Origin of the sequence: Pseudomonas sp. HN11, from assembly GCF_021390155.1 — a bacterium.
Classification (GTDB): Bacteria; Pseudomonadota; Gammaproteobacteria; order Pseudomonadales; family Pseudomonadaceae; genus Aquipseudomonas.
Map to the genome: position 1 here is coordinate 3,002,040 of NZ_CP089985.1, position 23,299 is coordinate 3,025,338.

The following is a 23,299-nucleotide window of genomic DNA, read 5'->3' on the forward strand; positions in this document are numbered from 1 at the left end:
CTAGATTTTCGCCAGGCCGCGGGCCAGATCCGCTCTCAGATCCTCCACATCCTCAACCCCCACCGACAACCGCACCAACCCATCGCCAATCCCCAGCTGCGCCCGCGTTGTGGCCGGGATGCTCGCATGGGTCATGATCGCTGGGTGTTCGATCAGGCTTTCCACGCCGCCAAGGCTTTCGGCCAGGGCGAAAAGCTTGACGTTTTCGAGGAACCGCGTGGCGCCGGCCAGGTCGCTGTTGAGGTCAATCGAAATCATCCCGCCAAACCCACGCATCTGTTTGCGCGCCAGCTCATGCTGCGGATGGGACGTGAGGCCCGGGTAGTAAACCCGTGCCACTTGCGGTTGTTGCTCCAGCCAGGCGGCCAGATCGAGGGCGTTGCTGCAATGACGCTCCATGCGCAGCGCCAGGGTTTTCACGCCGCGCAGGGTGAGGAAGGCGTCGAAGGGCCCGGCGATGGCGCCGACCGAGTTCTGCAGGAAACCCAGGCGTTCGGCCAGTTCGGGGTTGTCACCGACAATGGCGATACCCCCGATCACATCGGAGTGGCCATTGAGGTATTTGGTGGTGGAATGCACCACCACATCAAAGCCCAGCTCCAGAGGACGTTGAATCCACGGGCTGGCGAAGGTGTTGTCGGCCACACAAATGATCCCACGACCCCGGCAGATTCGCGCGATGGCGCTCAGGTCGGTAAGGCTCAGCAGCGGGTTGCTGGGGGTCTCGACCCAGACCATACGCGTGTCGTCCTGCAGGCTCGCTTCAAATGCCGATAAATCGCTCAGGTCGACAAAGCTGAAACGATGCCCGGCGCTGCGTTGGCGCACTTTGTCGAATAGCCGGAAGGTGCCGCCATACAGGTCATTGCCGGACACGATATGGGCACCGGCGTCCAGCAACTCCAACACTGTCGAAATCGCCGCCAGCCCGGACGCAAAGGCAAACGCCTGGCTGCCGCCTTCCAGATCGGCCACGCAGCGCTCCAGGGCAAACCGCGTGGGGTTGTGGGAGCGGCCGTAGTCGAAGCCTTTGTGCACGCCGGGGCTGTCTTGCAGGTAAGTGGAATTGGCGTAGATCGGCGGCATCAGCGCGCCCGTGGTCGGATCGGGCGACTGCCCTGCGTGGATCACGCGGGTGGCAAACGCGCTTTTATCGGACTGACTCATGCAAGGGATCTCCGTAGGTGGTTGAGCAGATCGACGCGGGTGATCAGGCCGTGGAAGCCCGAGGCGTCGGCAATGATGGCGACGAGGCCGCGATCCAGTTCGGCCTGCAGTTCTGCCAGGCTGGCGCTAGGGGGCAGGGTTCGCAGCGTGTCAGTCATCGCACTGGCGACGATCATGGAAAACTCCGCCGCGTCATGGTGCAGGCCCAGCAGGATGTCGGACTCGTCAATTACCCCGACCAACTGCTGGCCGTCCACCAGCACTGGTAACTGCGACACATCCGCCAGGCGCATGCGCTGGAACGCGGTGAGCAGCGTATCGTCGGGGCTCACGCTGATCACACGACCGTCCTCGAAGCGCCGTGCGATCAGGTCGCGCAGGTCGCCGTAGTGCTTGTATTGGAGCAGGCCTGCGTCGTTCATCCATTGGTCGTTGTAGACCTTCGACAGGTAACGGGTGCCGGTGTCGCAGACGAACGTCACCACACGCTTAGGCTCGGTCTGTTCGCGGCAGTAACGCAGGGCGGCGGCGAGCAGGGTGCCGGTGGATGAACCGCCGAGAATGCCTTCGGCCTTGAGCAGTTGCCGGGCATGGTCGAAGCTTTCTTCGTCGCTGATGGAATAGGCCTGGCGCACGCTGGACAGGTCGGCAATCGACGGGATGAAGTCCTCGCCAATGCCTTCAACCGCCCACGACCCCGGTGTTTCCATCGTGCCGCTGCGGCTGTATTCGGCCATCACCGAGCCCACCGGATCGGCCAGCACCATGGCCAGCTCGGGTTGCACGCGCTTGAAAAAGCGCGTCAGGCCGGTGAGGGTACCGGCAGAGCCGACGCCTACGACGATCGCGTCGACGTCATGTTGGGTCTGTACCCAGATTTCCGGCGCGGTGCTGGTTTCATGGGCCAGGGGGTTGGCCGGGTTGTTGAATTGGTCCGCGAAGAACGAGTCCGGAATGTCCTTTGCCAGGCGCGCGGCCACGTCCTGGTAATACTCGGGATGGCCCTTGCCCACATCGGAGCGGGTGATATGTACCTCAGCGCCCATGGCCTTGAGGTGCAGTACCTTTTCCGTGGACATCTTGTCGGGCACCACCAGGACCACCCGGTAGCCCTTGGCCCGGCCGACCAGCGCCAGGCCCAGGCCGGTATTGCCGGCGGTGGCCTCGATAATGGTGCCGCCGGGGCGCAAGCGGCCATCACGTTCGGCGGCGTCGATCATGGCCAGGCCGATGCGGTCCTTGATGGAGCCGCCGGGATTCTGGGATTCAAGCTTGAGAAACAAGGTGCAGGGGCCGGTATCGAACCGGCTGACCCGAACCAGCGGCGTGTTGCCGATCAGTTCGAGGACGGCGGGGCGGGAAGGCGTGGGCATGTCGTCACCTGAATACGAATGGGTTGGACAGCAAAAAGGCAAAGCATGGGTTCGACGATAGGCCGGGATCGGTCCGGTCGCAACCGGACGGTCCGCTGGCTGTCTGTTTTTGGCGCATTAGCCGGTCGGGTTCAGCACCTGCTGCAAGCGCGTGACAACGGCAGTACTGGCGGCTTGCATCGGCGCACGCAATTCGCTGCCGATCAGGCCTTGCAGGGCCAGCGCGGCTTTCACCGGCGCCGGGTTGGGCTCCATGAACACGGTGTTGATCAGTGGCAGCAGTTGGAAGAACGTCGCTCGCGCCGCGGCCAGCTGGTTGTCCCGTACCCGCTGGTACAGCGTCACAAATTGTTCGGTCTGCAGGTGAGCCGAAGCCGCAACCGCGCAGAAGGTCAAGGACGCCCAGGCACTGCCTGGCCCGCTATACTGGAAGGGACGCTGGAGCAACGGCCCAACCGCCGTCGAAGGCCTGGCCCTGGCATTAAAAACACCGCTGACCGACTACGCCGTGGGCGGCGCCAAAAGTGGCCACGGCAACTACTACACGTGGCTGATGCCGACCCAGGACACAGGCGTGCTCGGCCAAGTCGCCGAGCACTTGCAGACCGCCAAGTCCCACAAGGCCTACCCCAAGGCGCTGTATTTCATCTTCATCTCGGCCAACGATTTTTTTGAATGGGCCGACTTCTCCCATCCTGAAACCATCGAGGCCTTGAGCGAGTCCAGCCTGGCCAACATCCGCAACGCCACCGAGCAACTGGTGGCCGCGGGGGCCAGGCATGTGATGGTGGTGGGCACTACGGACCTCAGCCACGTTCCCGCTGTGGTGCAGGGCAACCAGGTCGACAACGCGAAGCACTACCAGCAATTGCTCGCACAGAAGCTACCGGCCATGTTGGCGCAGATTGGCGTGGCGAAGGTCACCTACTTCGATCACCTGGCGTTCAGCGACGCGCTACGCGCCAATCCGCAAGCCAATGGATTCACGGATCTGGACACGCCGTGCCAGGCCACCTACCCAGAGGTGAAGCCGGTGTGCGCCAACCCCGATGCGCATTACTACTGGGACGAATGGCATCCCACCCGCAAGGTCCACGCCCTGGCGGCCAAGGCCATGCTTGATGCGCTGCCTTAGCTGGCGGCCACCGCCGCTTCAATGGTGGCGATGTCGATCTTCTTCATGGTCATCATCGCGTCAAAGGCGCGCTTGGCGACGGCCGGGTCCGGGTGGGTGACGGCGTCCGTCAGCACGCGCGGTGAGATCTGCCACGACAAACCCCACTTGTCCTTGCACCAGCCACAGGCGCTTTCCTGGCCGCCGTTGCCGACGATGGCGTTCCAGTAACGGTCGGTCTCAGCCTGGTCATCAGTGGCCACCTGAAACGAAAACGCCTCGGTGTGGGGGAAAATCGGCCCGCCGTTGAGGCCGATGCAATGAATACCCAACACGGTAAAGTCCACGGTCAACACGTCACCCTGTTTGCCGGACGGATAATCGCCGGGCGCCAGGTGCACGGCGTTGACCTTGCTGTCCGGGAAGGTCATGGCGTAGAACGTGGCTGCCTCCAGAGCGGTGCCGTTGTACCAGAGGCAGAGGGTGTTTTTGCTTTTCATGGCAGGTCTCCACGGAAAATGGGTGTGTGGAGTCTAGACCGCCAGTTGCTGCTCGACGGCCCCCTTGTCGATTACCGACCAGACGTGGGCAAATTTGCCGTCCACCACCTCATAGAACACGTTCTCGTCAAACGTGACCCTGCGCCCATTGATTGGCAACCCGAAAAACTCGCCCCTGGGCGTGACATTGAAATTCAGGCGGCTGGCGACGGTAGGCGGGTCGGCGACCAGTAGCTGGATACGAAACACCAGGTCTGGTATCTCGCGAAAATCACGCTCCAGCATCGCGCGGTAGCCGGCGAGGCCGACCCCTTCGGCGTTGTAGGCCACGTCCGGGTGCACGAAGTCACCCAACCGCTCCCAGTCCTGACGGTTCAGGCAGTCGATATAGCCTTGGTAAAAAGCGGCGAGTTCGTCTCTAGTCATGTCTCAAGCCCTGCGCGTCATCAATAAAACCGTCGCCGCCGCCACCAAAGAAGCAGGCGGGGAGGTATGAGGATATGCGGAGTGGACGTAGTTGGACAGCTTCAGCCGTTCGTGTTTTGCGCTATTGCGGCATTTGCGACATCGGCAGCCATCTGGTCAGAACTACGCATCCCGTCAATCCGTAATACCGGAGCCGTTTGCTTTGATAGCCACGCCTCGTGCCACGCCAGGTTGCGGCCCGAGAAACTCGGATCGTCATACTGCGAAGCCCATTTCCGAAAGGCCACGTGTATTGCGTGCATATCACCACCAGCTGCGATCCTGTCTCCAAAACGTGCCTTTTCGCGGGCCGCCAACCGTTCAAGGCGAACGGACGTGGGTGTGAAAACGAAGACAATCAGGTCGGCGTCAGCAATCAACGCATCCCCCCAACCCATGCACGAACCGCTCAACACCCAACCCTCATCGCCGAGAGCGTGCTGCATCAATGCCACGCGATCAGCGGGAGGTCGCTTGGTGGTGTAAGGAGGTTCCGTGGGCATCCAGTAAAAATCGTCGACGTCGACCTGCCGGACACCGAGCCGGGTGGCAAGGTTGTGACCCAGCGTGGTCACGCCGGCGCATGAAGCACCTGTGATGTAAATCCGCATTGTTTGCTCCATGAATACAAGCCGGTTTCCAGGTCTGGGAGATGTCCGATGAGCAGGTCGACTATTCGTCCCGCCCAGGTATTTCAGGGCAAAGGCGCTGGGTTGACGGTGTACCAACCGGATGGCGTCTTGGCACACACCTGCGGCCTCAGCGGCGTTTCAACGGTGGCAGTGCCCTGGGCGGAGAGTTGGCGAACGGCAATCACGCAACTCCTGTGAGGGTGTGGCTTGAGGGGGAGCGATAGATGCCTTCGCCCAAGCGTCGGGTTGAGGCCTATTGATCGGCGTTCCAAACTGCAAGTTCATAGCCATCCAGGTCTGTGAAGTGGAATCTGCGTCCACCGGGAAACGCAAACGTCTCGCGGGTAATGACTGCCCCCAGGGCTTTGAGTCGCTGCTGCGTGGCATCGAGGTCATCGGCGTACAAAATGACCAGAGGCCCACCCGGCCGAACAGGCTCCCCCCTAGTGAACCCGCCAGTCAGACGTCCATCGCTGAACTCGGTATAGGTGGGGCCGTAATCGACAAACGTCCAACCAAACGCGCCGCCGTAGAAGGCTTTGCTGCGGGTGATGTCGCTGACGTTGAATTCGATGTTGTCGATTTGCCGATCTTTACCTTGAGCGCTCATGCGTGCCTTCCTGGCCGATGTTAAGAGCGGCGAGTGTAGCGTGAACGCCTGCCTGCATGAAGACAGCAATCGTGCCTATGATGCACCCGACTACAGAATTAATCGGGGCGGACAGCGTGCTGAAGATTGGAATCCTGGGCGTCGGCGAGTTGACGGAGAAGGTGGTGATTGGCCTGCGCCGCAGTGGGTTTGGTGGGCGGGTGTTGCTGTCTGCGCGTAACCACGAACGTGCGCAACAACTCGATAGAGAGTGGGACTGTGAAGTGATGGCCGACAATCAACAGGTTGTCGATGGGGCGGACTTGTTGGTGCTGGGCGTGCGTCCGGAGGTGGTCGAGCAACTTTCAGATGAAGTGCAGCTCAGACCTGAGCAAACGCTGGTGTCATTGGTAGCTGGATTGAAGCTGGTCGAGTTGCAACGTCGCTTCCCGCAAGCGCGTGTGGTGCGCGCCATGCTGTCCTATGCCGCCCAGATCAACCAGACAACCGTGGTGGTCACACCTGGCGACGAACCCCATGCAACACTGCTCGGCGCGCTCGGTTCATTGGTGGTATTGGACGAGGAAGAGGCGTTCGAACTGGCCACCGTGGCGGCCTGTATGAACGGCTGGTTCTATTTCTTCCTGAGCGATCTTCAGCAGTGGTTCACCGACAAAGGCTTGTCAAAGGAACAAGCCGCCCACCTGGTGATGGGCAACCTGCAAGACTGCCTGGCCAGCGCCCGTCACCAGCCATCGGCCAGCCTGGAAGCGCTGGGCAGCGCGATTGCGACACCGGGCACCTTTACGGCGGCCGGGTTGGAGGTGCTGAGACATAAAGGCGCGACGCAGGCATGGCGAGACGCCGCTGATGAGGTGCTTGAGCGGCTGCACAAACCTGCTCGTTTATAGCCGATGGTGCTCCAGCAAGAAGTCCACAAATACGCGGATCCGTGCCGGCATGCTCGCACCGCCGACAAACACCACATGGATCGGCTCCCTGTCGCCGGGGTTCCAGCACTCCAGCAAGGGCACCAGATCACCGCGCTGCAGGTCTTGTGCAACCGTGAACTCGCCGATGCGCGCGATACCGGCACCCAATCGCGCCAGTTGAGCGAGCGCTTCGCCACTGCTGCATTCGATATTGCCGTTGATCTTCAACGAAAACGCCCGGCCGTCACGGGCGAAGGGCCAGTCGGATTGGGCACGGCGGAAGTTGAAGCGCAGGCAGTTGTGTTGCAGCAAATCGTTCGGTTCCAGAGGCGTGCCGTGTTGCTCAAGGTAGCCGGGAGACGCCACCAGGACCTGGCCGGTGTCGCCGATGCGGCGCGCCGTGAGCGGGCTGTCTGGCAGTTCGCCAAAGCGAATCGCGACGTCAGCTTGGCCGCCAAGGATGTCGACCACTTCGTCGCCCAAGGTCAGGTCCACCACAATGCTCGGGTAGCGGGCGCTGAACGTTGCCACCAAGGGTACGATGGTCATGCGACCGTGACCGAGGGCCGCACTGACTCGCAGCCGGCCTTTGGGGGCGCCTTGGTCGGCGATGGCTTCCTCGACTTCGGCCATGTCGGCCAGGATGCGTCGGGCGCCGCGAAGGTAGGCCTCGCCTTCGGCTGTAAAGGCGATGGCGCGGGTCGTGCGAATCAGCAGGCGGGTGCCCAGGCGCTGTTCCGTGCGTGCGATGACGCGGCTGACGGCCGAGGGCGTCAGGCGTAACGCACGCGCCGCCGCCGACAGGCTGCCTTCCTGCGCCACCATCGCAAATACCGCTATCTCACCCGACCTGCCGTTGAAATCCATTTTTGCCTCGTGCGCAAAGGTGATTGCCATTTAGGCGGTCTAGTGCCGTTAAAGCGTTGATCGTAGCATTTGCGGCATTAATGAGGAGTCTTCCATGCGTATCAACCCACCCCTTGTAGCCCTTGCTGTCGGTGCCTTTGGCATTGGCGTCACTGAGTTCGCCCCGATGGGCATGTTGCCCACCATCGCCAACGACCTTGGCGTTTCGATTCCCACCGCAGGGCTTTTGGTCAGCGCCTACGCCCTGGGGGTGCTGCTCGGCGCGCCATTGATGATCTTGACCACGGGCAAGATTCCCCGGCGCTATCTGCTGGTTGGGCTGATGGCCATTTTCACCCTGGGTAACGTGATGTCGGCGCTTGCAACCGGCTATTACGACCTGTTGATCGCCCGCGTCATCACTTCGCTCAACCACGGCGCGTTTTTTGGCGTCGGTTCTATCGTCGCCGCCAGTGTGGTCGCGCCGGACAAGCGCGCCGGAGCCGTCGCCGCGATGTTCATGGGCCTGACCCTGGCAACGATTGGCGGTGTGCCGCTGGCGACCTGGTTTGGTGAACTGCTTGGCTGGCGTACGGCGTTCTGGGGCATTGGCGGACTGGGCCTGGTGACCATGGTCGCGCTGTGGTTTGCGCTGCCAAACCTGCCGTTGCCGAAGAGCGAGGGTGTGCTGGCCGAAATCAAGGTGCTGGGACGCGGTTCGGTGCTGGCCGCGTTGGCCCTGACCGTGGTCGGTTCGGGAGCGATGTTCACGGTCTTTACCTATATCGCGCCGATCCTGAGCAACCAGACACATGCGTCTACGCCCTTTATCACGGCCATGCTGGTGTTGTTCGGCATCGGGTTGACCCTGGGCAATATGTGGGGCGGCAGGGCGGCAGATCGCTCGATCGACCGGACCTTGATCGTCTCGCTGAGCGCACTGATTCTGGTCCTGCTGGCCTTTGCATTCCTGATGCGTTGGCCGATACCGGCTGCCGTGAGCATCCTCATCTGGGGGATCGCCAGCTTTGCCGTCGTGCCACCGTTGCAGATGCGCGTGATGGAAGCGGCCAAGAATGCGCCGAACCTCGCTTCAGCCGTGAATATCGGCGCCTTCAACCTGGGTAACGCGATTGGCGCTGCAGTCGGTGGCGCGGTGATCAACGCAGGGCTGGGCTATCCGGCGATCTCCCTGGCGGGCGCCGCGATGGCGGGCTTGGGGCTGCTGATGGTGGTGTCGTTCGCCTGGGCCTCCAGGGCGCGCATGGTTGCGGCGGTCTAGGAAATCGAAATACATGACCACAATCAGCGATCTGGCGAACCTGAGCCTGGCCATGCGGTTCTCTGGAGAGCAGGGCGTCTAACGCGAAAGCACAGGCGCGGTGCTTTTGTCATCGGGCCCCACGTCATGCAGGGAAATCCGGGACGTCTCCGGCAACGCCAACCCTCCCGCCAACGCCAGCAACGCCACCGCAATCAGGTAGAACGCCGGTGACAGATTGCTGCCCGTGGTGCTGATCAACCAGGTCGCCATCAACGGCGCGGTGCCGCCGAAAATCGTATAGGCCAGGTTGTAGGTGATCGCCGAAGCGGTGTAGCGCGTTCGGGTCGGAAACGTCTCCGACAGCAAGGCTGCCGTGACCACGCCACACAGCACGGCCCCCACCGCCAGTATCATCACGCCGACAATGGACGCCGCGAATGAACCGGAGCTGGCCATCAGGAATGACGGATACACCACCACCATCAATAACGCACAGGCAGTCATCACCGTGACGCGACGCCCGACGCGATCTGAATACAAACCTGCCAAAGGGCAGATTGCCGCCGCGAAAATCAACGCAATCAGCGACACCAGCAACGCCATTGCCCGGCTCAAGCCTCCGGCCACTTGCAGATAGGTCGCGAAATAGGTGGTGAACATATAGAACGACAGCGCCGTCAGTGACACAAAAGCGCCCAGGCAACAGATCGCCGCACCATGGTTGCGCAGGGTTTCCTTGAGCGGGGAGTGGGCCACGGTGTGCTCCTCTTTCACGGCCTGGAAGGCGGGCGTCTCGTCCAACTTCCAGCGCAGGTAAAGCCCCACCAGGCCGAGCGGCGCAGCGATCAGGAACGGCAGGCGCCAGCCCCAACTGCCCATGGCCTCAGCGGATAACGACGCTTCCAGTGCATACGCCACCACCGCGGCGGCAGCGAAGGCGGAAAACGTCGACACCGGCACGAAGCTGCCGTACCACGCGCGTTTGTCCCTGGGCGCATGCTCCATCAGGTAGGCACAGGCCCCGGCATATTCGCCGCCAGCAGAGAAGCCCTGGGCGCAACGGATCAGCGACAACAAAATCGGCGCCGCTACGCCGATGGCGGCGTAGGTCGGCAACAGGCCGATCAGGGTGGTGGCGCCGGCCATCAACAGGATCGTCATGGCCAGGGTGCGTTTGCGGCCGATGCGGTCGCCTAGCATGCCGAAAAAAATCCCGCCCAGGGGCCGGAAGGCGAAGGCCACGGCAAATACAGCGAAGGTTTTGAGCAATGCCGCGCTGGCGTCACCGCTGGGGAAAAATTGCTGGGCGATGGTGGTGGCGAGGAAACCGTAGACGGCGAAGTCGAACCACTCGACAAAGTTACCGATGCCGGCGGCGATGATGACCTTTCGCAGGGTCTGGGGGCTGACCTGTTCGGTGGAGGTGCTCGTCATGGGGGAGGGCCTCGGGATGGCGGGGGATGACTGATTATCGCGGCAGGCGCTTGGGCGGCGGGGCCCAAAAGAGTCGTCCGCGTAGTCAGCAGCGACCGGGTGCGAGTAAGACAGGCAGGAATTGGGCCAGGTCAGGTCTGGGCTCCAGGCGGCGTCGGTAGGGTGCTGCGAATATAGCGCGCTTCATCAGGACATCCGTCAGTAACTCCGTGGTGGGTTGGCTACGCGCAACTATGCCTAAGATTTTTACAATGGTTTACATCGCTAACTTGTTGAGTTGGGTAGAGTTTATCGCCAATAAGCGAACCGAAAAGGCGCTCCATGCAGTCGAGCAATCATGTGTTGAATCCTGAGCTGATCCATATCAGGCGGCTATTCGCTACCCCGCTGGCCAGTATCCAGCATCCCGACGCGCAATGGCTCAACAGTGAGCTTAAGGCGCTGGTCGCGCAGCGCATGGCAGCCGATCTCAGCGGTGCGCAGCGCAGCAATGAGGGCGGCTGGCAGTCGACCGATGATTTTTCAGCGTGGGGTGGGGAAGCCTGCACCGCGTTAGTACAATTTGCGATCGAGTTTGCCAACCAACTGACGGCGGTTCATCACGTGCACCACGGTTTCATCGAACCTGCGTTCGAGTGGAAGCTCAACGCCTGGGTCAATGTGAATCAGGCGGGCCACAGCAATGCGTTGCACGGGCATCCCGGCGCCTTTTGGTCGGGGGTGTATTGGGTCGACGCAGGCGGGGACAAGGACGATGCAGCCGCCGGTGGCGATCTGGAGTTCATCGACCCGCGCGGTATGGTTGCATCGACATACAACCCAGCCCTGCGCATGCGCGTTGAAGATTGCCTGACGGCTGGGTTCAGCAGTACCTGCGCTGCCAGCAGTGGAACATTTGTCATGTTCCCCGCCTGGCTGATGCATTCAGTGCGACGTTATGACGGCACGCGGCCACGGATCTCCATCGCGTTTAACTTCGGCACGTGAGTGCAGGGGCGCTACGGATGAAACCTGCGTCCCAAGGCATCCAACCGCACCGCAATCGGCGGCAGCCGCTCGCTGCTGCGCGCCAGGGTTTGCACATCGTCGGCGGTGCTTTGCGCAATGCTCTGTACCGACTGCAAGCGCCCAACGATCTCCAGGTTCGCCGCGGTCTGCTCGCGGGTGGTGGTCACGATCTGCCCGTTCAGGTCGTCGATGTGGGCGATATCGTTGCCCACTGCGCGCAGCATGTCGACGGCCACCTGGCTGTCTTCCACGCAGCGCTCCACGCCTTGGCGGCTGTCGTGCATGGCTTCCACGGCCTGGCGACTGCCTTGTTGCAGGCTTTCGATGATGGTCTTGATTTCCTGGGTGGACGCCGCCGTGCGCTGCGCCAGGTTGCGTACTTCGTCCGCGACCACGGCGAAGCCGCGGCCTTGCTCGCCGGCGCGAGCGGCTTCGATGGCGGCGTTGAGGGCAAGCAGGTTGGTCTGGTTGGCGATGCTGCTGATCACGTCGAGCACGGTACCGATCTGCTCCGTTTGCACGGCCAGGCCTTGCACGGTTTCATGGGTGCCGTTGAGGCGTGAGGCCAGCTGGGTGATTTCCTGCTGGGCGCGGCCGACGCTTTCCTGGCCGCGCAGGATCTGTTGGCTGGCTTTGCCGGCGTGATCCACCGCTTGCTCGACGTGCACGGCGATGTGGCCCATCGCGTGTTCCATGCGCTGCATCGACCCGGTCATCTGAGTGATCTCCGCCAATTGGTGCCGAGCGCCTTTTTCCAGGGTGCCGCTCGCGCTGGCCAACTCCTGTCCGAGTTGGCCAAGGCCGTGGGAGTCGCGGGCGACGCCGTCGATCAGGTGGGTGATCTGTTGCAGGAAGTGATCGAAACGCTTGGCCAACGATACATGCGCCTTGCCTTCACCTTGTGCGGTTTGCGCGCTGAATTGGGAGGTGACCGCGAGCATTTTCTCTAGCATTTCCTGACTTTCGACCGCTTCGGCCTGGCTGTGTACGGCGAGGTAAAGCAGGGCGACGGTTTCCATCACTACGTAGAAGGCGTGGACGAACACCATGGTCCATCCGCCGTGGTGCTCCATCACAAACACCGGGAAACCTTGATGTTGCAGGGCATGGAACACCACGTGATGCACGGCGATGGTCACCGCTGCGACCAGGATCGGCAGCCAGTCGCGATAAAACGTCAGCACCGCCAATAGCGCGAAGATCCCAAAGTGCGCTTCGATGACGCCGTGGGCCTGGTTGATATGCAGCGCCGCCATGACCATCAGGCCGGCGCCGAGGACGCAACGCATGACACGGGTGCCGCCTATCGCACGGTACAGCGCGGTGAGCACCACGCTGGTACCGCCACCAATAATGATGGCTTGCATCAAGGTGCCATGCCAGAACGCCAGGCCCAGGGAAAACAGGAACATCAGCCAGACTAACGCCAGCATGATGCGGTCGGCTTTACGATAGTGCTCAAAAAAACGCGCGCGGGTGGGCATTCACACTTACTCCATGTGGTCTGGCCGAATCAAAGTGAGGGCAGGGTGGAGCGAATCAGGATTCTTGGTTTTTTATTGGATTCAGTAATGCCAAACGGTTATCGGCATCAGGGGGCGGGACTTGAGGGGCGGCTACCCGGGCGGGTAGCCGTTGATCGGATCGCGATCAGAAGCTGTATTTGGCGGTCAGCATCATGTTGCGTGGGGCGCCGTACGAATCACCGCCATAGCTCACGGAGTTGGAGATGGACTGGTAGTAGCGACGGTCAAAGATGTTGTTTGCATTGAGTTGCAGATCAAGGTGCTGGTTGACCTGGTAACCAGCCATCAGGTCGGTGACGGCGTAGGCGCCTTGCTTGAGCCGGTAGGTGCTGCCGTCTGCGACTTTGAAGTCGTTGTACATGCGGCTCTGCCAGGAGACGTTGCCGCCCACGCGGAGTTTTTCCAGCGCGCCCTGGAAGTGGTAGTGGGTGGTCAGTTTGAATAGGTGTTCCGGGGTGTCGGTGTCGAACTGCTTGTTGACCTTCTGTGGGTTGGCCTCATCCTTGATGGTGTGCGTACGGGCGTAGGTGTAGCCACCTGCGACCTGCCATTGCTCGGTCAGGGCGCCTTGCAATTCGAAGTCGATACCCTGGCTGCGGATCTCGCCCGAGGCTTGCGAGCAAGATGCTTGTGGGCAGTTTGGCACCGTTATACCCACTGCACGGTTTTCCTGATCGACGCGGAACAGCGCCACGCTCGCATTCAGCGCGCCACCCAGGTATTCACCCTTGATCCCCACCTCATAGTTCTTGCCTACAATTGGCTTGAGCGGTGTGCCGGAGGTGTCTTTTTCGCTCTGTGGCGTGAAGATGTCGCTGTAGCTGATATAGACCGAGTGGTGGTCGTCCAGGTCATAGATCAGGCCCGCGTAGCGCGTGAGGTTGCGGGTGACCTTGTAGTCACCGGTGTCACTGCCGCGGGCATCGTAGTCATACCAGTCCAGGCGTCCGCCGAGGATCAGCTTCAACGGGTCGGCCAGGTTCAGACGCGTGGTGACGTAGACCCCATCCTGGGTGGTGACGTCACGGTCATTGGTGGTGTGGACGAAGTCGGGTTTGCCCGCCGTGAGTGGCCAATTCAGGTTGTACGGGCTGTAGTTGTGGGTGGTCATGTCATAGATGCGCCGGCTGGCGCCCACCACCAGTTCGTGGGTACGCCCGAATGCCTGAAAGGGACCGCTGGCAAAGGCGTCGACACCTGCCTGGTTCTCGTCGTAGGCCGCCTGGTAGACCGTACGCGCCAGTGTGTTGGCGGTCCAGCGTGACTGGTAGGAACCTGAGAACAATGCGTTCTGCTCGGCGTAGTTGGCGTTGACTTGCAGCTTCCAGTCGTTGGCCAGTTGCTGACGCAGCTCGGCGAATACGGTGTTGATCTCCTGGTCCTTATTCTCCCAGTCGGTCCCAGGGTTGTAGGAGCGCGGCAGGTCCAGATGGTGACCATCCAGACCCACCATCGACGAGCCCCAGAAATAATTGGTCTTGTCTTTCTGGTTGGAGAAACCGAGGGTCAGGGTGGTGTCTTCGCTCAGGTCGGCTTCGGTGACGGCGTAGAACAGGCCGTGATATTCCTCGGCGTTGTCGATAAAACTGTTGGCGTCGCGATAAGACGTGACAACCCGGCCGCGCCAGGTGCCGCTGTCGTTGAGGGGGCTGGAGGCGTCGAGTTCGCCACGGTAGTCATCCCAACTGCCGGCAGCGCCGGTGAGGGTGACTTTCTGCTCGTCCAGTGGGCGTTTGCGTACCAGATTGATGGCCGCCGAAGGGTTGCCCGCACCGGTCACCAACCCGGTGGCTCCGCGCACGACTTCGACGCGATCGAACATCGCCAGGTTCGGCTGCGCGCCCACGGATACGCCGTTATAGCCGCTGGGGATGCCGTCGGTTGTCGATGTCGAAACCGCGCGACGTGTAGGACTGTCGCCCTGGGCCGCTGGAGAAGTTAAGGAACAACCCGGGCGTGGCCTTGACCACATCATTGATGCTGGTCATCGCTTGGTCATCCATGCGCTGACGCGTAATGACAGTCACGGCCTGCGGTGTTTCACGCATGGTCAATGGCAGCTTGGTCGCGGTTTTCATCGCGCCGGTTGTGTAGGACTGCGTGCCTTCGGTGGTTTCGCCCAGTTGCTCTTCCCCGAAGATTTGCGTGGCGCCCAGTTCAAGGGTGGTGGTCGGTGCCTGGCCATCGTCGGCAAAGACCGCAGGTGAACTTGCGAGACAGACAGCCAACGCCATCAGACTGGGTAAAAAACCTTTGGCGCCGTGTTGTTGCATAGACATGGAACTGACTCTCCCCGAATACCGTCCCTGGCGAATAATAAAGATGTTGATAATTATTCGCATCAGTGTGGCAGATTGTGTTCGAGCGAAAAAGTCTTCAGGGAGAATTAGTTAACGAAATTTTCACCTTTTAGAAGAGGGGTTTTGTCATAACGGGCGGGGAGCGGGGCGCAAATCCTTGTGTTGCGCCCCGGGGTTTGGGCTAGTGTGAGGATTGCGTTTTTTCAGGGCGCCAGTTTGGTAAAGACATAGTCTCGATCCTTCACCAATGCCTGGTGGCACGCAAAGCACGTTTGGTGCTGCGCTTCATCGGCCGGCTTGCCATTGATGAACCGGCCGAACCCCCATCCCCCGGTGGACGCATATTTTTTCGAGTCCTTGACCATGAACTGCACCGTGGTCGCAGCTCCGGGGATGGAAGCGGTCTTGAACTCCGGCGATTGTTCATGCTTCCACGCCAATTTGGCCAGGACCGTGCCATCCGGGAAGGGCAGCTTGCCCTCCCGGTAAGCTTTGAGCGCCGCGCTGTTGCCCAGCACCACGCGCAGCTCATTCAACGGATCGGCTTCCTGGGCGGGCGCCACCAGTTCCCACTGGCGGTAGCCGTCGGGAATGGTCACGCCGTAGATGGGTGAAGGAGCGCTGTCGGCGAAGGCCGCAGCCGAACTCGCCAGGGCCATTGCGGCCATGCACAGGCGCTTCATCACAGATGGTCCGCATCAATGACCGCCTTGGCGAACGCTTCGGGCGCTTCCTGAGGCAGGTTGTGGCCCACGCCGCCGTTGATCAGGCGGAACTCGTACTTGCCGGTAAAACGCTTGGCGTAATCTTCAGGTTTCGGATGCGGAGCGCCGTTGGCATCGCCTTCGAGGGTGATGGTCGGCACGCCAATCGACGGCGCCTGGGCGAGCTTCTGCTCCAAAGGATCGTACTTCGTCTCACCCTGGACCAGGCCCAGGCGCCAGCGGTAGTTGAAGACGGTGATCGCGACGTGATCCGGGTTCTCTAGGCCTTTTGCGCTGCGGTCAAAGGTAGCGTCGTCGAACTTCCACTCTGGCGAGGCCAGTTGCCAGATCAGCTTGGCGAAGTCGTGGGTGTTTTTCTGGTAGCCGTCGGCGCCGCGCTCGGTGGCGAAGTAGAACTGATACCACCATTGCAGCTCGGCTTTGGGCGGCAATGGGTTCTTGCCCGCCGCCTGGTTGCCGATCAAATAACCGCTGACCGACACCAGCGCCTTGACTCGCTCCGGCCATAGCGCTGAAACGATGTCTGCCGAACGTGCGCCCCAGTCGTAGCCGCCGAGTACGGCTTGCTTGATCTTCAACGCGTCCATGAAATCGATCACGTCACTGGCCAGTGCCGCCGGTTGGCCGTTGCGCAGGGTTTTTTCCGAGAGGAAACGGGTGTCGCCATAACCTCGGGCGTAAGGAATCAGCACGCGATATCCCTTGGCTGCCAGGAGCGGGGCGACTTGGGCGTAGCTGTCGATATCGTAGGGCCAACCATGCAACAGGATCACCACCGGCCCCGTGACCGGGCCGACTTCGGCGTAGGCCACGTCCAGCAGGCCGGCCTTGACGTGCTTGAGGGCACCGAACGCGCTTTGCGGGCTGGCGACGGCTCGGGTGGGCGCCTCGGGCATTTCGGCATGGGCCACGCCCAGGATGCCGAATTGCGACAAGGCCAAGGCCAGGAAAAGGGATGGGCGGTTGAAGCGGCGAGTCAACTGAGTGTGCATGGTGAGCCTCCTGTGGCTTGTTGTGTGCCTGGAGCCCAGTTGAACGCCGCGCTGTATCTGGCCTGTTTCAGGAAACCCATTGAATTAAAGACTGTGTATCGCAGTGCGCTCTGTACACACTGCGATACAAACCAATGGACTAGAACGCAACCCTCAGACCTGGGTTACCTGTTTGCGAAAACACCGGCTAATGAGAAGGGTTGGCGTGGGTTTCTCGACCACACTTTAATCGAGTCGGGGACTACGACAGCACGATCTCATAGGGTTCACGCATTCTCTCCAGGAGTACCTGGGCCAGCATCGGCGCCAGGCCGATCTGCGGGTCACCGGCCAATTGGCTGGCATAGGCGTGGGCCGCATGAAGCTTGCGCGCCACGCTCCAGGTGTCCAGGCGGACCTTGCGTGCGCGTTGCCAGGGGATGATCGCGCCTTCGCGAGCGGGCCAGTGCCAGGCCCAGATCGGCAGTTCATATAGCTGCGCGCCCACCAGACTGCACGCACGGGCGCTGGCGCGGCCAACAGTATCGTGGTCGTCATTGCCGTCGTTGCGCCAGGTACTGAACACCACATCGCCCGGCTGCAGGTAACGCGCAATGAACTGACTCAATTGTGGCTCACGGGCGCCGAGGGCGTTATCGCAGAAACCGCCACGGATCCATTTCAGGCTGTGCAGCGGCATGCCCAGGCGGCGCAGGGCTTCTGCGCTTTCCTGAGGGCGTACCACGCTGAGCCGACTGGCCGGCCACACATTGGAGCCAGGATGGCTGGCGCTGCCATCAGTGATGGAGATCAATTGCAGCGGATGTTCCAGTGTGCTGAGCACTTGCAGCAAGCCGCCGCAGGCCAGCACTTCGTCGCCAGGATGAGGCGCAACAATCACCACGCGCGCGCCAGGTGGCACCAGAGAGGACGGGGCGATGGTGGGGATTTGCGCCAGTTGGGGGGCGCTGTTCCAGACTTGCGGGGGGCCGCGACGTCCGTCGCTTAAGGGGGCAGGCTTCATGGGGTGTCACATCCTTGTCGATTGATGCTGGGTCGTACCCCGTTGACGGGACGACGCTCTTTTATCCACCACAGGCTGCGCGGCAGTGGCTGCATGGCACTCCAACCCTGGAATGCCAGCAAGGCGATCTCAGCATAGACAAGGATTGGTCGGTTTTACATTCAGCAACGTCGTTTTTTTCAGGTGGCGTGCATCAAACCCTTCAGATAGTCGCCAAACCCACCTTGGGCGCGGGCGTCCAGGCGTGCACTGGTGATCACTTGCGGGGTGTGGCTCCAAGCGATGGAGGCGCCACACAGCTCCAAACGGCGTACCAGTTGAACATCCTCATGGCACGCGAGGGGTTCAAAACCGCCGGATCGAATATAAGCGCCAGCACTCACCCCCAGGTTGGCACCATGGATATGCCGATGACCGTCGCGCGCTTCATAGGCCTGGTGATAGCGAATCTGCGCCGCAGGGTCGAAACCCTCGCTCCACGCATCAACCGTGACCGTGCCGCACACTGCATCCACCCCCAGCGCCAATTGAGCCACCAGCCAATCGGGTGCCACACGACTATCGGCGTCGGTGCATGAGATCCAGCGCGCGCCGTGATTGAGCAAATGCCGCGCGCCAACGCCACGCACATGCCCCACATTGCGCGCCTGAACCTCCAGGTACTGCACCGGATAGGCCTGGGCAATGGCGGCGCTGCCATCGGTGCAACTGTCGAGCACCACCAGGATTTTGACGTCTTCGCCCAGCAAACCGGGGTGGTTCGCCGCGATCAATGCGGCTTTCAAGCAGTCGCCCAGCAGCGCCTCTTCATTGTGTACCGGGATCAGAATGCCGATCATCGCAGGCCCTCAAGGCTGGCGACCGATGTGCCGTCGCGGCTCCATAGATCGAGAAGGAAGTCGTGTTCGTGATGGCTGGCAACGCAGGGCATGCCCAGGCGCTGCTGGAGCAGGGCGTGCACTTGCTCGGCGGTTTGTGGGCAACCCTTGATCGGCGGGCGCCAATGGCAGGCCAACAGCTGCCCATCGGGGGTCAACGAGGCGCGAGCGTGATCGATCAATTGGCTCAGGTCATCGGCATCCAGGTAGTAGCACAACTCGCTCAGCACAATCAGCTCGAACTGGCCTGTGGGCCATTGATCTGGCAATCGACTTTGCTGCACCTGGGCATGGGGAAAACCCAGCAAGCGGCTACGCGCCAGGCTCACGGCGGCCGAAGCGGTGTCGCAACACAGCAGATGATCACAACGCGGCGCCAGCTCGAAGCTCAATTCGCCATTGGCGCAGCCGGGTTCGAACACCGAGGTGTAGCGCGGCCGGGTGAGAATGGCGAGCGTCAGTGCGCGTTTGCGGCGTTCGTACCAGCGTTGGCGAAAGGCCCAGGGGTCATCGTTTTTGGCGAACAGCTGGTCGAAATAGGGTGTGGCCACGCTCATACGAATACCACCTCAAAGGGTTGCAACAGACGCTCCACCACGTAGGGCGCGAGCACGGGCGCCAGTCCTACCTGCGGGTCGCCCTCCAATTGGCTGGCGAAGGCATGGATAGCATGCCGTTTGCGGGCGACGGCTTCGCAGGTCAGCGGGATCTTGCGCGCGCGATGCCAGGGCACCAGGCTGTTTTCGGGAGTTGCCCAGTGCCAGGTCCACACCGGCAGCTCATAGAGGGTGGCGCCTACTGCCTGGCAAGCCCGGGCGCTGGCACGCCCAACCGCTTCATGGTCGCAATGGCCGTCTTCGCGCCAGGTGGTGAACACGATGTCAGTGGGTTTGAGGTAGCGTCGAATGAATGCAGTGAGTTCATCTTCCTGCGCCGCGACCTTGCTGTCGGCAAACCCCGCGCGCAGCCATTGCAGACTGTGCAGCGGCAAGCCAAGACGATGCAGGGCCTGGGCCGATTCCTGGGGGCGCACCACGCTCAAGCGTTCCACCGGCCAGCGGTGCGAACCGGGATGACTGGCGCTGCCATCGGTCACCGAAATCAACTGGATCGGCCGGCCCAGCGCTGCCAAACCCTGCATCAGGCCGCCGCAACCGAGTACTTCGTCATCCGGGTGCGGGGCGATAATCACCGCACGGTGCCCGTCGGGGACCAACTGCTCGATAGTGATCGGCGCCAGTTCAGCCATTTTCGGCGAGGACTGCCAGCGATGCAGTGGCGTACCTTCGCCAACGATTGGATTGGGTTTCATAATTGCCACCTCCCTATGGGCTCACTGGCGACAAGTTCTCCGAGGCCGGCCAAGTCGCGTTCGGCATGGCTCTGGCGCACATACACCGGCAGGTCTGCCATCAACTGCGCAAAGTGCGGATCCTTGCAGTAGGGCCCCGCACCGACTGCACGCCCGACATGACGCATTACTTGCTCGACCGTCTCTTCAATGCACGCCCGGGTCTGTTGGGCCAGCATCCTGACGTTGGCCTTTGGTTCACGGTCGACCTGTTCTGCGCTTGCGCGCAGCACGCAAGCGGCGCTGTTCAAAGCACTGTCTACCGCGCCAAGGTGGGCCAGGGCATGGGGCTCTGCACGCTTGCTGCATTGCTCACGTAACACTTCCGCCAGGCGTTGCGCCCCGCCATACCAGCAGGCAGCGATACCGATCCCGCCTTGCCAGAAACCGGGCCGGGCGAGGTAATCACCCGGTCCCCCCACGGGCAGGCCCCAGGCCCCGTCAAATACAACTTCGACGCTGCCGGTAGCCGCCATGCCCGCCGCGTTCCAGCCTTCATTCGTCACGATGATGCCGGGTTGATCCATGTGCACCGCCACCAACTGTTGACGGCCTTCATCATCCCAGGCGGTCAGCAACCCATGGCTGACCACCGCGGCGCCGGAGCACCAGGCTTTGCGTCCTTGCACCCTGAGGCGACGCCCCTCTTGCCGCACGCGGACTCTGGCCGTTGGCGGTTCGGCCGCCCACATGCCCCATATGCTGCCCAAGGGTGGCAGCGGGCTGTTGAGCTCGGCGATGATCGCCAGCGCATCGGTATGGCCTTCGAACAACTTGCACAGGCGCAGGTCATGTCCGGCCACTTGTGCCAGGCGGCTGAACCGCTCCAATGTCTGACCGCCGCCCGGCAACGGCAGTTGGTCCAGGCCTTCTTCCTGAAGAGCCTTCAGGGCCGCGCCGAGGGCGTGCGTATCAGCGTAGCCCCGGTAGCCTTGAAGGAATCCATGCAATGCCATCTCACACCTCGTCGTCGCGCTGCAGTTCGAACAGCAGCAGCGAACGGCCGGTCACTGCATATTCGTGTTCAAAATCAAAGCGTTCCTGGCCGCGCACAGCAGGTTCGTTGGTGTCGAGCATGCAGGTCCAGAACTCACCCTCGGGCACGGGTGGCAGACGGAAATTGACCATGTCGTGGTGGGCATTCACGACCAGCAGCAACGTCGCATCGGCGCCGGCGCGGCGTATCCCGGTCTCTTGAGCGCGGCCATCCATCAACATGCCAAGGCAGCGACCGTTGCTGTCTTCCCACTGTTCAGTGGTCATCTCGCTGCCGTCCGGCGACAACCAGGTGACGTCCTTCACGCCGATGTCTTCGTTGTAGTCGCCCACCAGGAACCGGCCACGACGCAGAATCGGATACGCCAGACGCAGCTTGATCAGGCGCTTCACAAACTTGAGCAACGCCTTGCCGTCGTCGTCCAGGTCCCAGTTGACCCAGCCGATCTCGCTGTCCTGGCAATACGCGTTGTTGTTGCCGTGCTGGGTGCGCGCGAATTCATCACCGGCCACCAACATCGGCGTGCCTTGGGCCAGTAACAGTGTGGCGAAGAAGTTGCGCATCTGGCGCAGGCGCAGCGCGTTGATTTCCGGGTCGTCGGTAGGCCCTTCGACACCGTGGTTCCACGACAGGTTGTTGTTGCTGCCATCCTGGTTGTTTTCGTCGTTGGCTTCGTTGTGCTTGTCGTTGTACGAGACCAAGTCGTGCAGGGTAAAACCATCGTGAGCAGTGATGAAGTTCACCGAGCTGTAGGGGCGACGTCCACGATGATTGAACATCTCACCGGAGGCGGTCATGCGCCCGGCAAAGTCTGCAAGTTGGCCGTCATCGCCTTTCCAGAACGCCCTCACGGTGTCGCGGAAGCGGTCATTCCACTCAACCCAGCCCGGTGGGAAGTTGCCCACCTGATAGCCGCCGGGGCCACAGTCCCATGGCTCGGCGATCATTTTCAGCTGGCGCAGCACAGGGTCCTGGCGGCAGGCCACAAGGAAGCTGTGACGCTCATCGAAGCCATCGCGATAGCGGCCAAGAATGGTTGCCAGGTCAAAACGGAAACCGTCGACATGCATCTCGGTCGCCCAGTAACGCAGGGAGTCAGTGACCATCTGCAGCACGCAGGGGTGGCTCAGGTCCAGGGTGTTGCCGGTGCCTGAATCGTTGATGTAGAAGCGCTTGTCATCCGGCATTAACCGGTAGTAGGAGGCGTTGTCAATGCCGCGCATGGACAGGGTCGGGCCACGCTCATTGCCTTCGGCGGTGTGGTTGTAAACCACGTCGAGGATCACTTCGAGCTTCTGCTCATGCAGGTGCGCGACCATCTCCTTGAACTCGGCGATCTTGCCGCTGGCCAGGTAACGCGGATCAGGGGCGAAAAACGCGATGCTGTTGTAACCCCAATAGTTGGTCATGCCTTTTTGCAGCAGGTGCTGGTCATTGACGAAAGCATGCACCGGCAGCAGCTCAACCGAGGACACGCCCAACTGGCGGATGTGCTTGAGCACGTCGTCTTCCATCAGCCCGGCGCATGTGCCGCGCACGGATTCGCCTACAGAAGGGTGGCGCATACTGATGCCGCGCAAATGGGTTTCGTAGATGATCGTACGGTCCCACGGTACGCGCACCGGCTGGTCGTTGCCCCATGTGTGTGCGGGGTCGATCACCTTGCACTTAGGCACGAAGGGCGCGCTGTCGCGTTCATCGAAACTCAGGTCGTCGTCCGGGTGGCCGATGGTGTAGCCGAACAGCGCCTCCGACCATTTAAGCTCGCCCACCAGCTGTTTCGCATAGGGGTCGATCAGCAATTTGTTGTGGTTGAATCGGTGGCCGTTGGCCGGGTCGTATGCGCCGTACACGCGGTAGCCGTAAATCAGCCCGGGATGGGCGTCGGGCAGATAGCCGTGAAAGATTTCGTCGGTGTATTCCGGTAGCTCGATACGTTCCAGCTCAACCTCACCGGAATCGTCGAACAGGCACAGCTCAACCTTGGTGGCATTGGCCGAGAACAGCGCAAAGTTGACACCAAGACCATCCCAGGTCGCGCCAAGCGGGAAGGGCAAACCTTCACGAATCCGCGACGGTTCTTTGTCCGGCGCCGGTGGGGTTTTGTCGGGTTTGCTCATTTTGTTGCTCCTGCAAGGGTCTTTTTTCGGGCCGAAAGCGGCCGTGCTGACGAAATTTCAGCTGAGAGTCTGGAAGGTGAAAT

20 protein-coding genes and 3 pseudogenes are annotated in these 23,299 nt (G+C 61.5%); 4 read left to right on the forward strand and 19 right to left on the reverse strand.

The window, feature by feature from the left end; translation table 11 throughout:
• From LVW35_RS13570 to LVW35_RS13580, 3 genes and pseudogenes are all read right to left on the reverse strand, one after another.
• Nucleotides 1-1,167: a cystathionine gamma-synthase gene (locus LVW35_RS13570; RefSeq protein WP_233896188.1), complete on the reverse strand. Its 1,167-nt coding sequence runs from the start codon at nt 1,165-1,167 to the stop codon at nt 1-3.
• Entirely contained in the window at nt 1,164-2,540 is a 1,377-nt protein-coding gene (locus tag LVW35_RS13575; RefSeq protein ID WP_233896189.1) for a pyridoxal-phosphate dependent enzyme, read from the reverse strand. Before LVW35_RS13575 ends, LVW35_RS13570 begins: the two co-directional genes overlap by 4 nt.
• A gap of 117 nt (nt 2,541-2,657) precedes the next feature.
• Nucleotides 2,658-2,924: pseudogene (locus tag LVW35_RS13580) on the reverse strand (dihydrodipicolinate synthase family protein); the annotation flags it as partial.
• On the opposite strand from LVW35_RS13580, the pseudogene LVW35_RS13585 reads away from it, so the two are divergent.
• Nucleotides 2,923-3,675 (forward strand): annotated as a pseudogene (locus tag LVW35_RS13585) (SGNH/GDSL hydrolase family protein); the annotation flags it as partial. The pseudogenes LVW35_RS13580 and LVW35_RS13585 overlap by 2 nt on opposite strands.
• On the opposite strand, the gene LVW35_RS13590 reads toward LVW35_RS13585, so the two are convergent.
• From LVW35_RS13590 to LVW35_RS13605, 4 genes are all read right to left on the reverse strand, one after another.
• Nucleotides 3,672-4,154, reverse strand: a complete 483-nt coding sequence (locus LVW35_RS13590) for a VOC family protein (protein ID WP_233896190.1) — start codon at nt 4,152-4,154, stop codon at nt 3,672-3,674. The pseudogene LVW35_RS13585 and the gene LVW35_RS13590 overlap by 4 nt on opposite strands.
• Before the next feature lie 33 nt (nt 4,155-4,187).
• Nucleotides 4,188-4,580, reverse strand: coding sequence for an ester cyclase (locus LVW35_RS13595; RefSeq protein WP_233896191.1), 393 nt, complete (start codon nt 4,578-4,580; stop codon nt 4,188-4,190).
• A 101-nt stretch (nt 4,581-4,681) separates the two neighbouring features.
• Nucleotides 4,682-5,230, reverse strand: coding sequence for an ATP-binding protein (locus LVW35_RS13600; protein ID WP_233896192.1), 549 nt, complete (start codon nt 5,228-5,230; stop codon nt 4,682-4,684).
• Between the two features lie 274 nt (nt 5,231-5,504).
• On the reverse strand, nt 5,505-5,861 hold the full coding sequence (locus LVW35_RS13605; protein WP_233896193.1) for a VOC family protein: 357 nt from the start codon (nt 5,859-5,861) through the stop codon (nt 5,505-5,507).
• A gap of 116 nt (nt 5,862-5,977) precedes the next feature.
• Here LVW35_RS13605 and LVW35_RS13610 point away from each other — a divergent pair, with 116 nt between their 5' ends.
• On the forward strand, nt 5,978-6,751 hold the full coding sequence (locus LVW35_RS13610) for an NAD(P)-binding domain-containing protein (RefSeq protein ID WP_233896194.1): 774 nt from the start codon (nt 5,978-5,980) through the stop codon (nt 6,749-6,751).
• Here the strand turns inward: LVW35_RS13610 and LVW35_RS13615 are convergent.
• Nucleotides 6,746-7,639: a LysR family transcriptional regulator gene (locus LVW35_RS13615; protein WP_233896195.1), complete on the reverse strand. Its 894-nt coding sequence runs from the start codon at nt 7,637-7,639 to the stop codon at nt 6,746-6,748. The genes LVW35_RS13610 and LVW35_RS13615 overlap by 6 nt on opposite strands.
• A gap of 94 nt (nt 7,640-7,733) precedes the next feature.
• Between LVW35_RS13615 and LVW35_RS13620 the strand changes: the two genes are divergently transcribed.
• A complete protein-coding gene (locus LVW35_RS13620; RefSeq protein WP_233896196.1) occupies nt 7,734-8,900 on the forward strand; it encodes an MFS transporter in 1,167 nt (388 codons plus the stop codon).
• 78 nt (nt 8,901-8,978) lie between these two features.
• On the opposite strand, the gene LVW35_RS13625 is transcribed toward LVW35_RS13620, so the two are convergent.
• Complete coding sequence (locus tag LVW35_RS13625; RefSeq protein ID WP_233896197.1) at nt 8,979-10,316, reverse strand: MFS transporter; 1,338 nt, start codon at nt 10,314-10,316, stop codon at nt 8,979-8,981.
• Nucleotides 10,317-10,637: 321 nt separating this feature from the next.
• Here LVW35_RS13625 and LVW35_RS13630 point away from each other — a divergent pair, with 321 nt between their 5' ends.
• Nucleotides 10,638-11,303 carry a TIGR02466 family protein gene (locus LVW35_RS13630; RefSeq protein ID WP_233896198.1) on the forward strand — a complete coding sequence of 222 codons (666 nt, stop codon included), beginning with the start codon at nt 10,638-10,640 and terminating at the stop codon, nt 11,301-11,303.
• Between the two features lie 11 nt (nt 11,304-11,314).
• Here the strand turns inward: LVW35_RS13630 and LVW35_RS28975 are convergent, their stop codons facing one another.
• From LVW35_RS28975 to glgX, 10 genes and pseudogenes are all read right to left on the reverse strand, one after another.
• Nucleotides 11,315-12,808 (reverse strand): methyl-accepting chemotaxis protein, encoded by a 1,494-nt coding sequence (locus tag LVW35_RS28975; RefSeq protein WP_326489606.1) that lies wholly within the window; start codon nt 12,806-12,808, stop codon nt 11,315-11,317.
• 166 nt (nt 12,809-12,974) lie between these two features.
• Nucleotides 12,975-15,129 (reverse strand): annotated as a pseudogene (locus LVW35_RS13640) (TonB-dependent siderophore receptor).
• 224 nt (nt 15,130-15,353) lie between these two features.
• The gene (locus tag LVW35_RS13645; protein ID WP_233896200.1) at nt 15,354-15,833 is read right to left on the reverse strand and encodes a cytochrome P460 family protein; all 480 of its coding nucleotides are present in this window, start codon (nt 15,831-15,833) and stop codon (nt 15,354-15,356) included.
• Nucleotides 15,833-16,867: an alpha/beta fold hydrolase gene (locus LVW35_RS13650; RefSeq protein WP_233896202.1), complete on the reverse strand. Its 1,035-nt coding sequence runs from the start codon at nt 16,865-16,867 to the stop codon at nt 15,833-15,835. The genes LVW35_RS13645 and LVW35_RS13650 overlap by 1 nt, the downstream gene beginning before the upstream one ends.
• Nucleotides 16,868-17,108: 241 nt before the next feature.
• Complete coding sequence (locus LVW35_RS13655) at nt 17,109-17,870, reverse strand: PIG-L deacetylase family protein (RefSeq protein WP_233896203.1); 762 nt, start codon at nt 17,868-17,870, stop codon at nt 17,109-17,111.
• 179 nt (nt 17,871-18,049) lie between these two features.
• Nucleotides 18,050-18,709, reverse strand: coding sequence for a glycosyltransferase (locus LVW35_RS13660; RefSeq protein WP_233896205.1), 660 nt, complete (start codon nt 18,707-18,709; stop codon nt 18,050-18,052).
• Entirely contained in the window at nt 18,706-19,305 is a 600-nt protein-coding gene (locus LVW35_RS13665) for an SAM-dependent methyltransferase (protein ID WP_233896207.1), read from the reverse strand. The genes LVW35_RS13660 and LVW35_RS13665 overlap by 4 nt, the downstream gene beginning before the upstream one ends.
• Entirely contained in the window at nt 19,302-20,060 is a 759-nt protein-coding gene (locus LVW35_RS13670) for a PIG-L deacetylase family protein (RefSeq protein WP_233896209.1), read from the reverse strand. Before LVW35_RS13670 ends, LVW35_RS13665 begins: the two co-directional genes overlap by 4 nt.
• On the reverse strand, nt 20,057-21,055 hold the full coding sequence (locus LVW35_RS13675; RefSeq protein ID WP_233896210.1) for an acyl-CoA dehydrogenase family protein: 999 nt from the start codon (nt 21,053-21,055) through the stop codon (nt 20,057-20,059). The genes LVW35_RS13670 and LVW35_RS13675 overlap by 4 nt, the downstream gene beginning before the upstream one ends.
• A 1-nt stretch (nt 21,056) precedes the next feature.
• The gene (gene glgX, locus LVW35_RS13680; RefSeq protein WP_233896211.1) at nt 21,057-23,216 is read right to left on the reverse strand and encodes a glycogen debranching protein GlgX; all 2,160 of its coding nucleotides are present in this window, start codon (nt 23,214-23,216) and stop codon (nt 21,057-21,059) included.
• Between the last annotated feature and the right edge of the window lie 83 nt (nt 23,217-23,299).

Bases quoted from the DNA above. Each gene is read 5' to 3' on its own strand.
- LVW35_RS13600 (WP_233896192.1), bottom strand. From the start codon at position 5,230: ATGCGGATTTACATCACAGGTGCTTCATGCGCCGGCGTGACCACGCTG.
- LVW35_RS28975 (WP_326489606.1), bottom strand. From the start codon at position 12,808: ATGCCCACCCGCGCGCGTTTTTTTGAGCACTATCGTAAAGCCGACCGC.
- LVW35_RS13590 (WP_233896190.1), bottom strand. From the start codon at position 4,154: ATGAAAAGCAAAAACACCCTCTGCCTCTGGTACAACGGCACCGCTCTG.
- LVW35_RS13630 (WP_233896198.1), top strand. From the start codon at position 10,638: ATGCAGTCGAGCAATCATGTGTTGAATCCTGAGCTGATCCATATCAGG.
- LVW35_RS13595 (WP_233896191.1), bottom strand. From the start codon at position 4,580: ATGACTAGAGACGAACTCGCCGCTTTTTACCAAGGCTATATCGACTGC.
- LVW35_RS13570 (WP_233896188.1), bottom strand. From the start codon at position 1,167: ATGAGTCAGTCCGATAAAAGCGCGTTTGCCACCCGCGTGATCCACGCA.
- LVW35_RS13670 (WP_233896209.1), bottom strand. From the start codon at position 20,060: ATGAAACCCAATCCAATCGTTGGCGAAGGTACGCCACTGCATCGCTGG.
- LVW35_RS13645 (WP_233896200.1), bottom strand. From the start codon at position 15,833: ATGAAGCGCCTGTGCATGGCCGCAATGGCCCTGGCGAGTTCGGCTGCG.
- LVW35_RS13605 (WP_233896193.1), bottom strand. From the start codon at position 5,861: ATGAGCGCTCAAGGTAAAGATCGGCAAATCGACAACATCGAATTCAAC.
- LVW35_RS13660 (WP_233896205.1), bottom strand. From the start codon at position 18,709: ATGATCGGCATTCTGATCCCGGTACACAATGAAGAGGCGCTGCTGGGC.
- LVW35_RS13675 (WP_233896210.1), bottom strand. From the start codon at position 21,055: ATGGCATTGCATGGATTCCTTCAAGGCTACCGGGGCTACGCTGATACG.
- LVW35_RS13665 (WP_233896207.1), bottom strand. From the start codon at position 19,305: ATGAGCGTGGCCACACCCTATTTCGACCAGCTGTTCGCCAAAAACGAT.
- glgX (WP_233896211.1), bottom strand. From the start codon at position 23,216: ATGAGCAAACCCGACAAAACCCCACCGGCGCCGGACAAAGAACCGTCG.
- LVW35_RS13575 (WP_233896189.1), bottom strand. From the start codon at position 2,540: ATGCCCACGCCTTCCCGCCCCGCCGTCCTCGAACTGATCGGCAACACG.
- LVW35_RS13650 (WP_233896202.1), bottom strand. From the start codon at position 16,867: ATGCACACTCAGTTGACTCGCCGCTTCAACCGCCCATCCCTTTTCCTG.
- LVW35_RS13615 (WP_233896195.1), bottom strand. From the start codon at position 7,639: ATGGATTTCAACGGCAGGTCGGGTGAGATAGCGGTATTTGCGATGGTG.
- LVW35_RS13620 (WP_233896196.1), top strand. From the start codon at position 7,734: ATGCGTATCAACCCACCCCTTGTAGCCCTTGCTGTCGGTGCCTTTGGC.
- LVW35_RS13655 (WP_233896203.1), bottom strand. From the start codon at position 17,870: ATGAAGCCTGCCCCCTTAAGCGACGGACGTCGCGGCCCCCCGCAAGTC.
- LVW35_RS13625 (WP_233896197.1), bottom strand. From the start codon at position 10,316: ATGACGAGCACCTCCACCGAACAGGTCAGCCCCCAGACCCTGCGAAAG.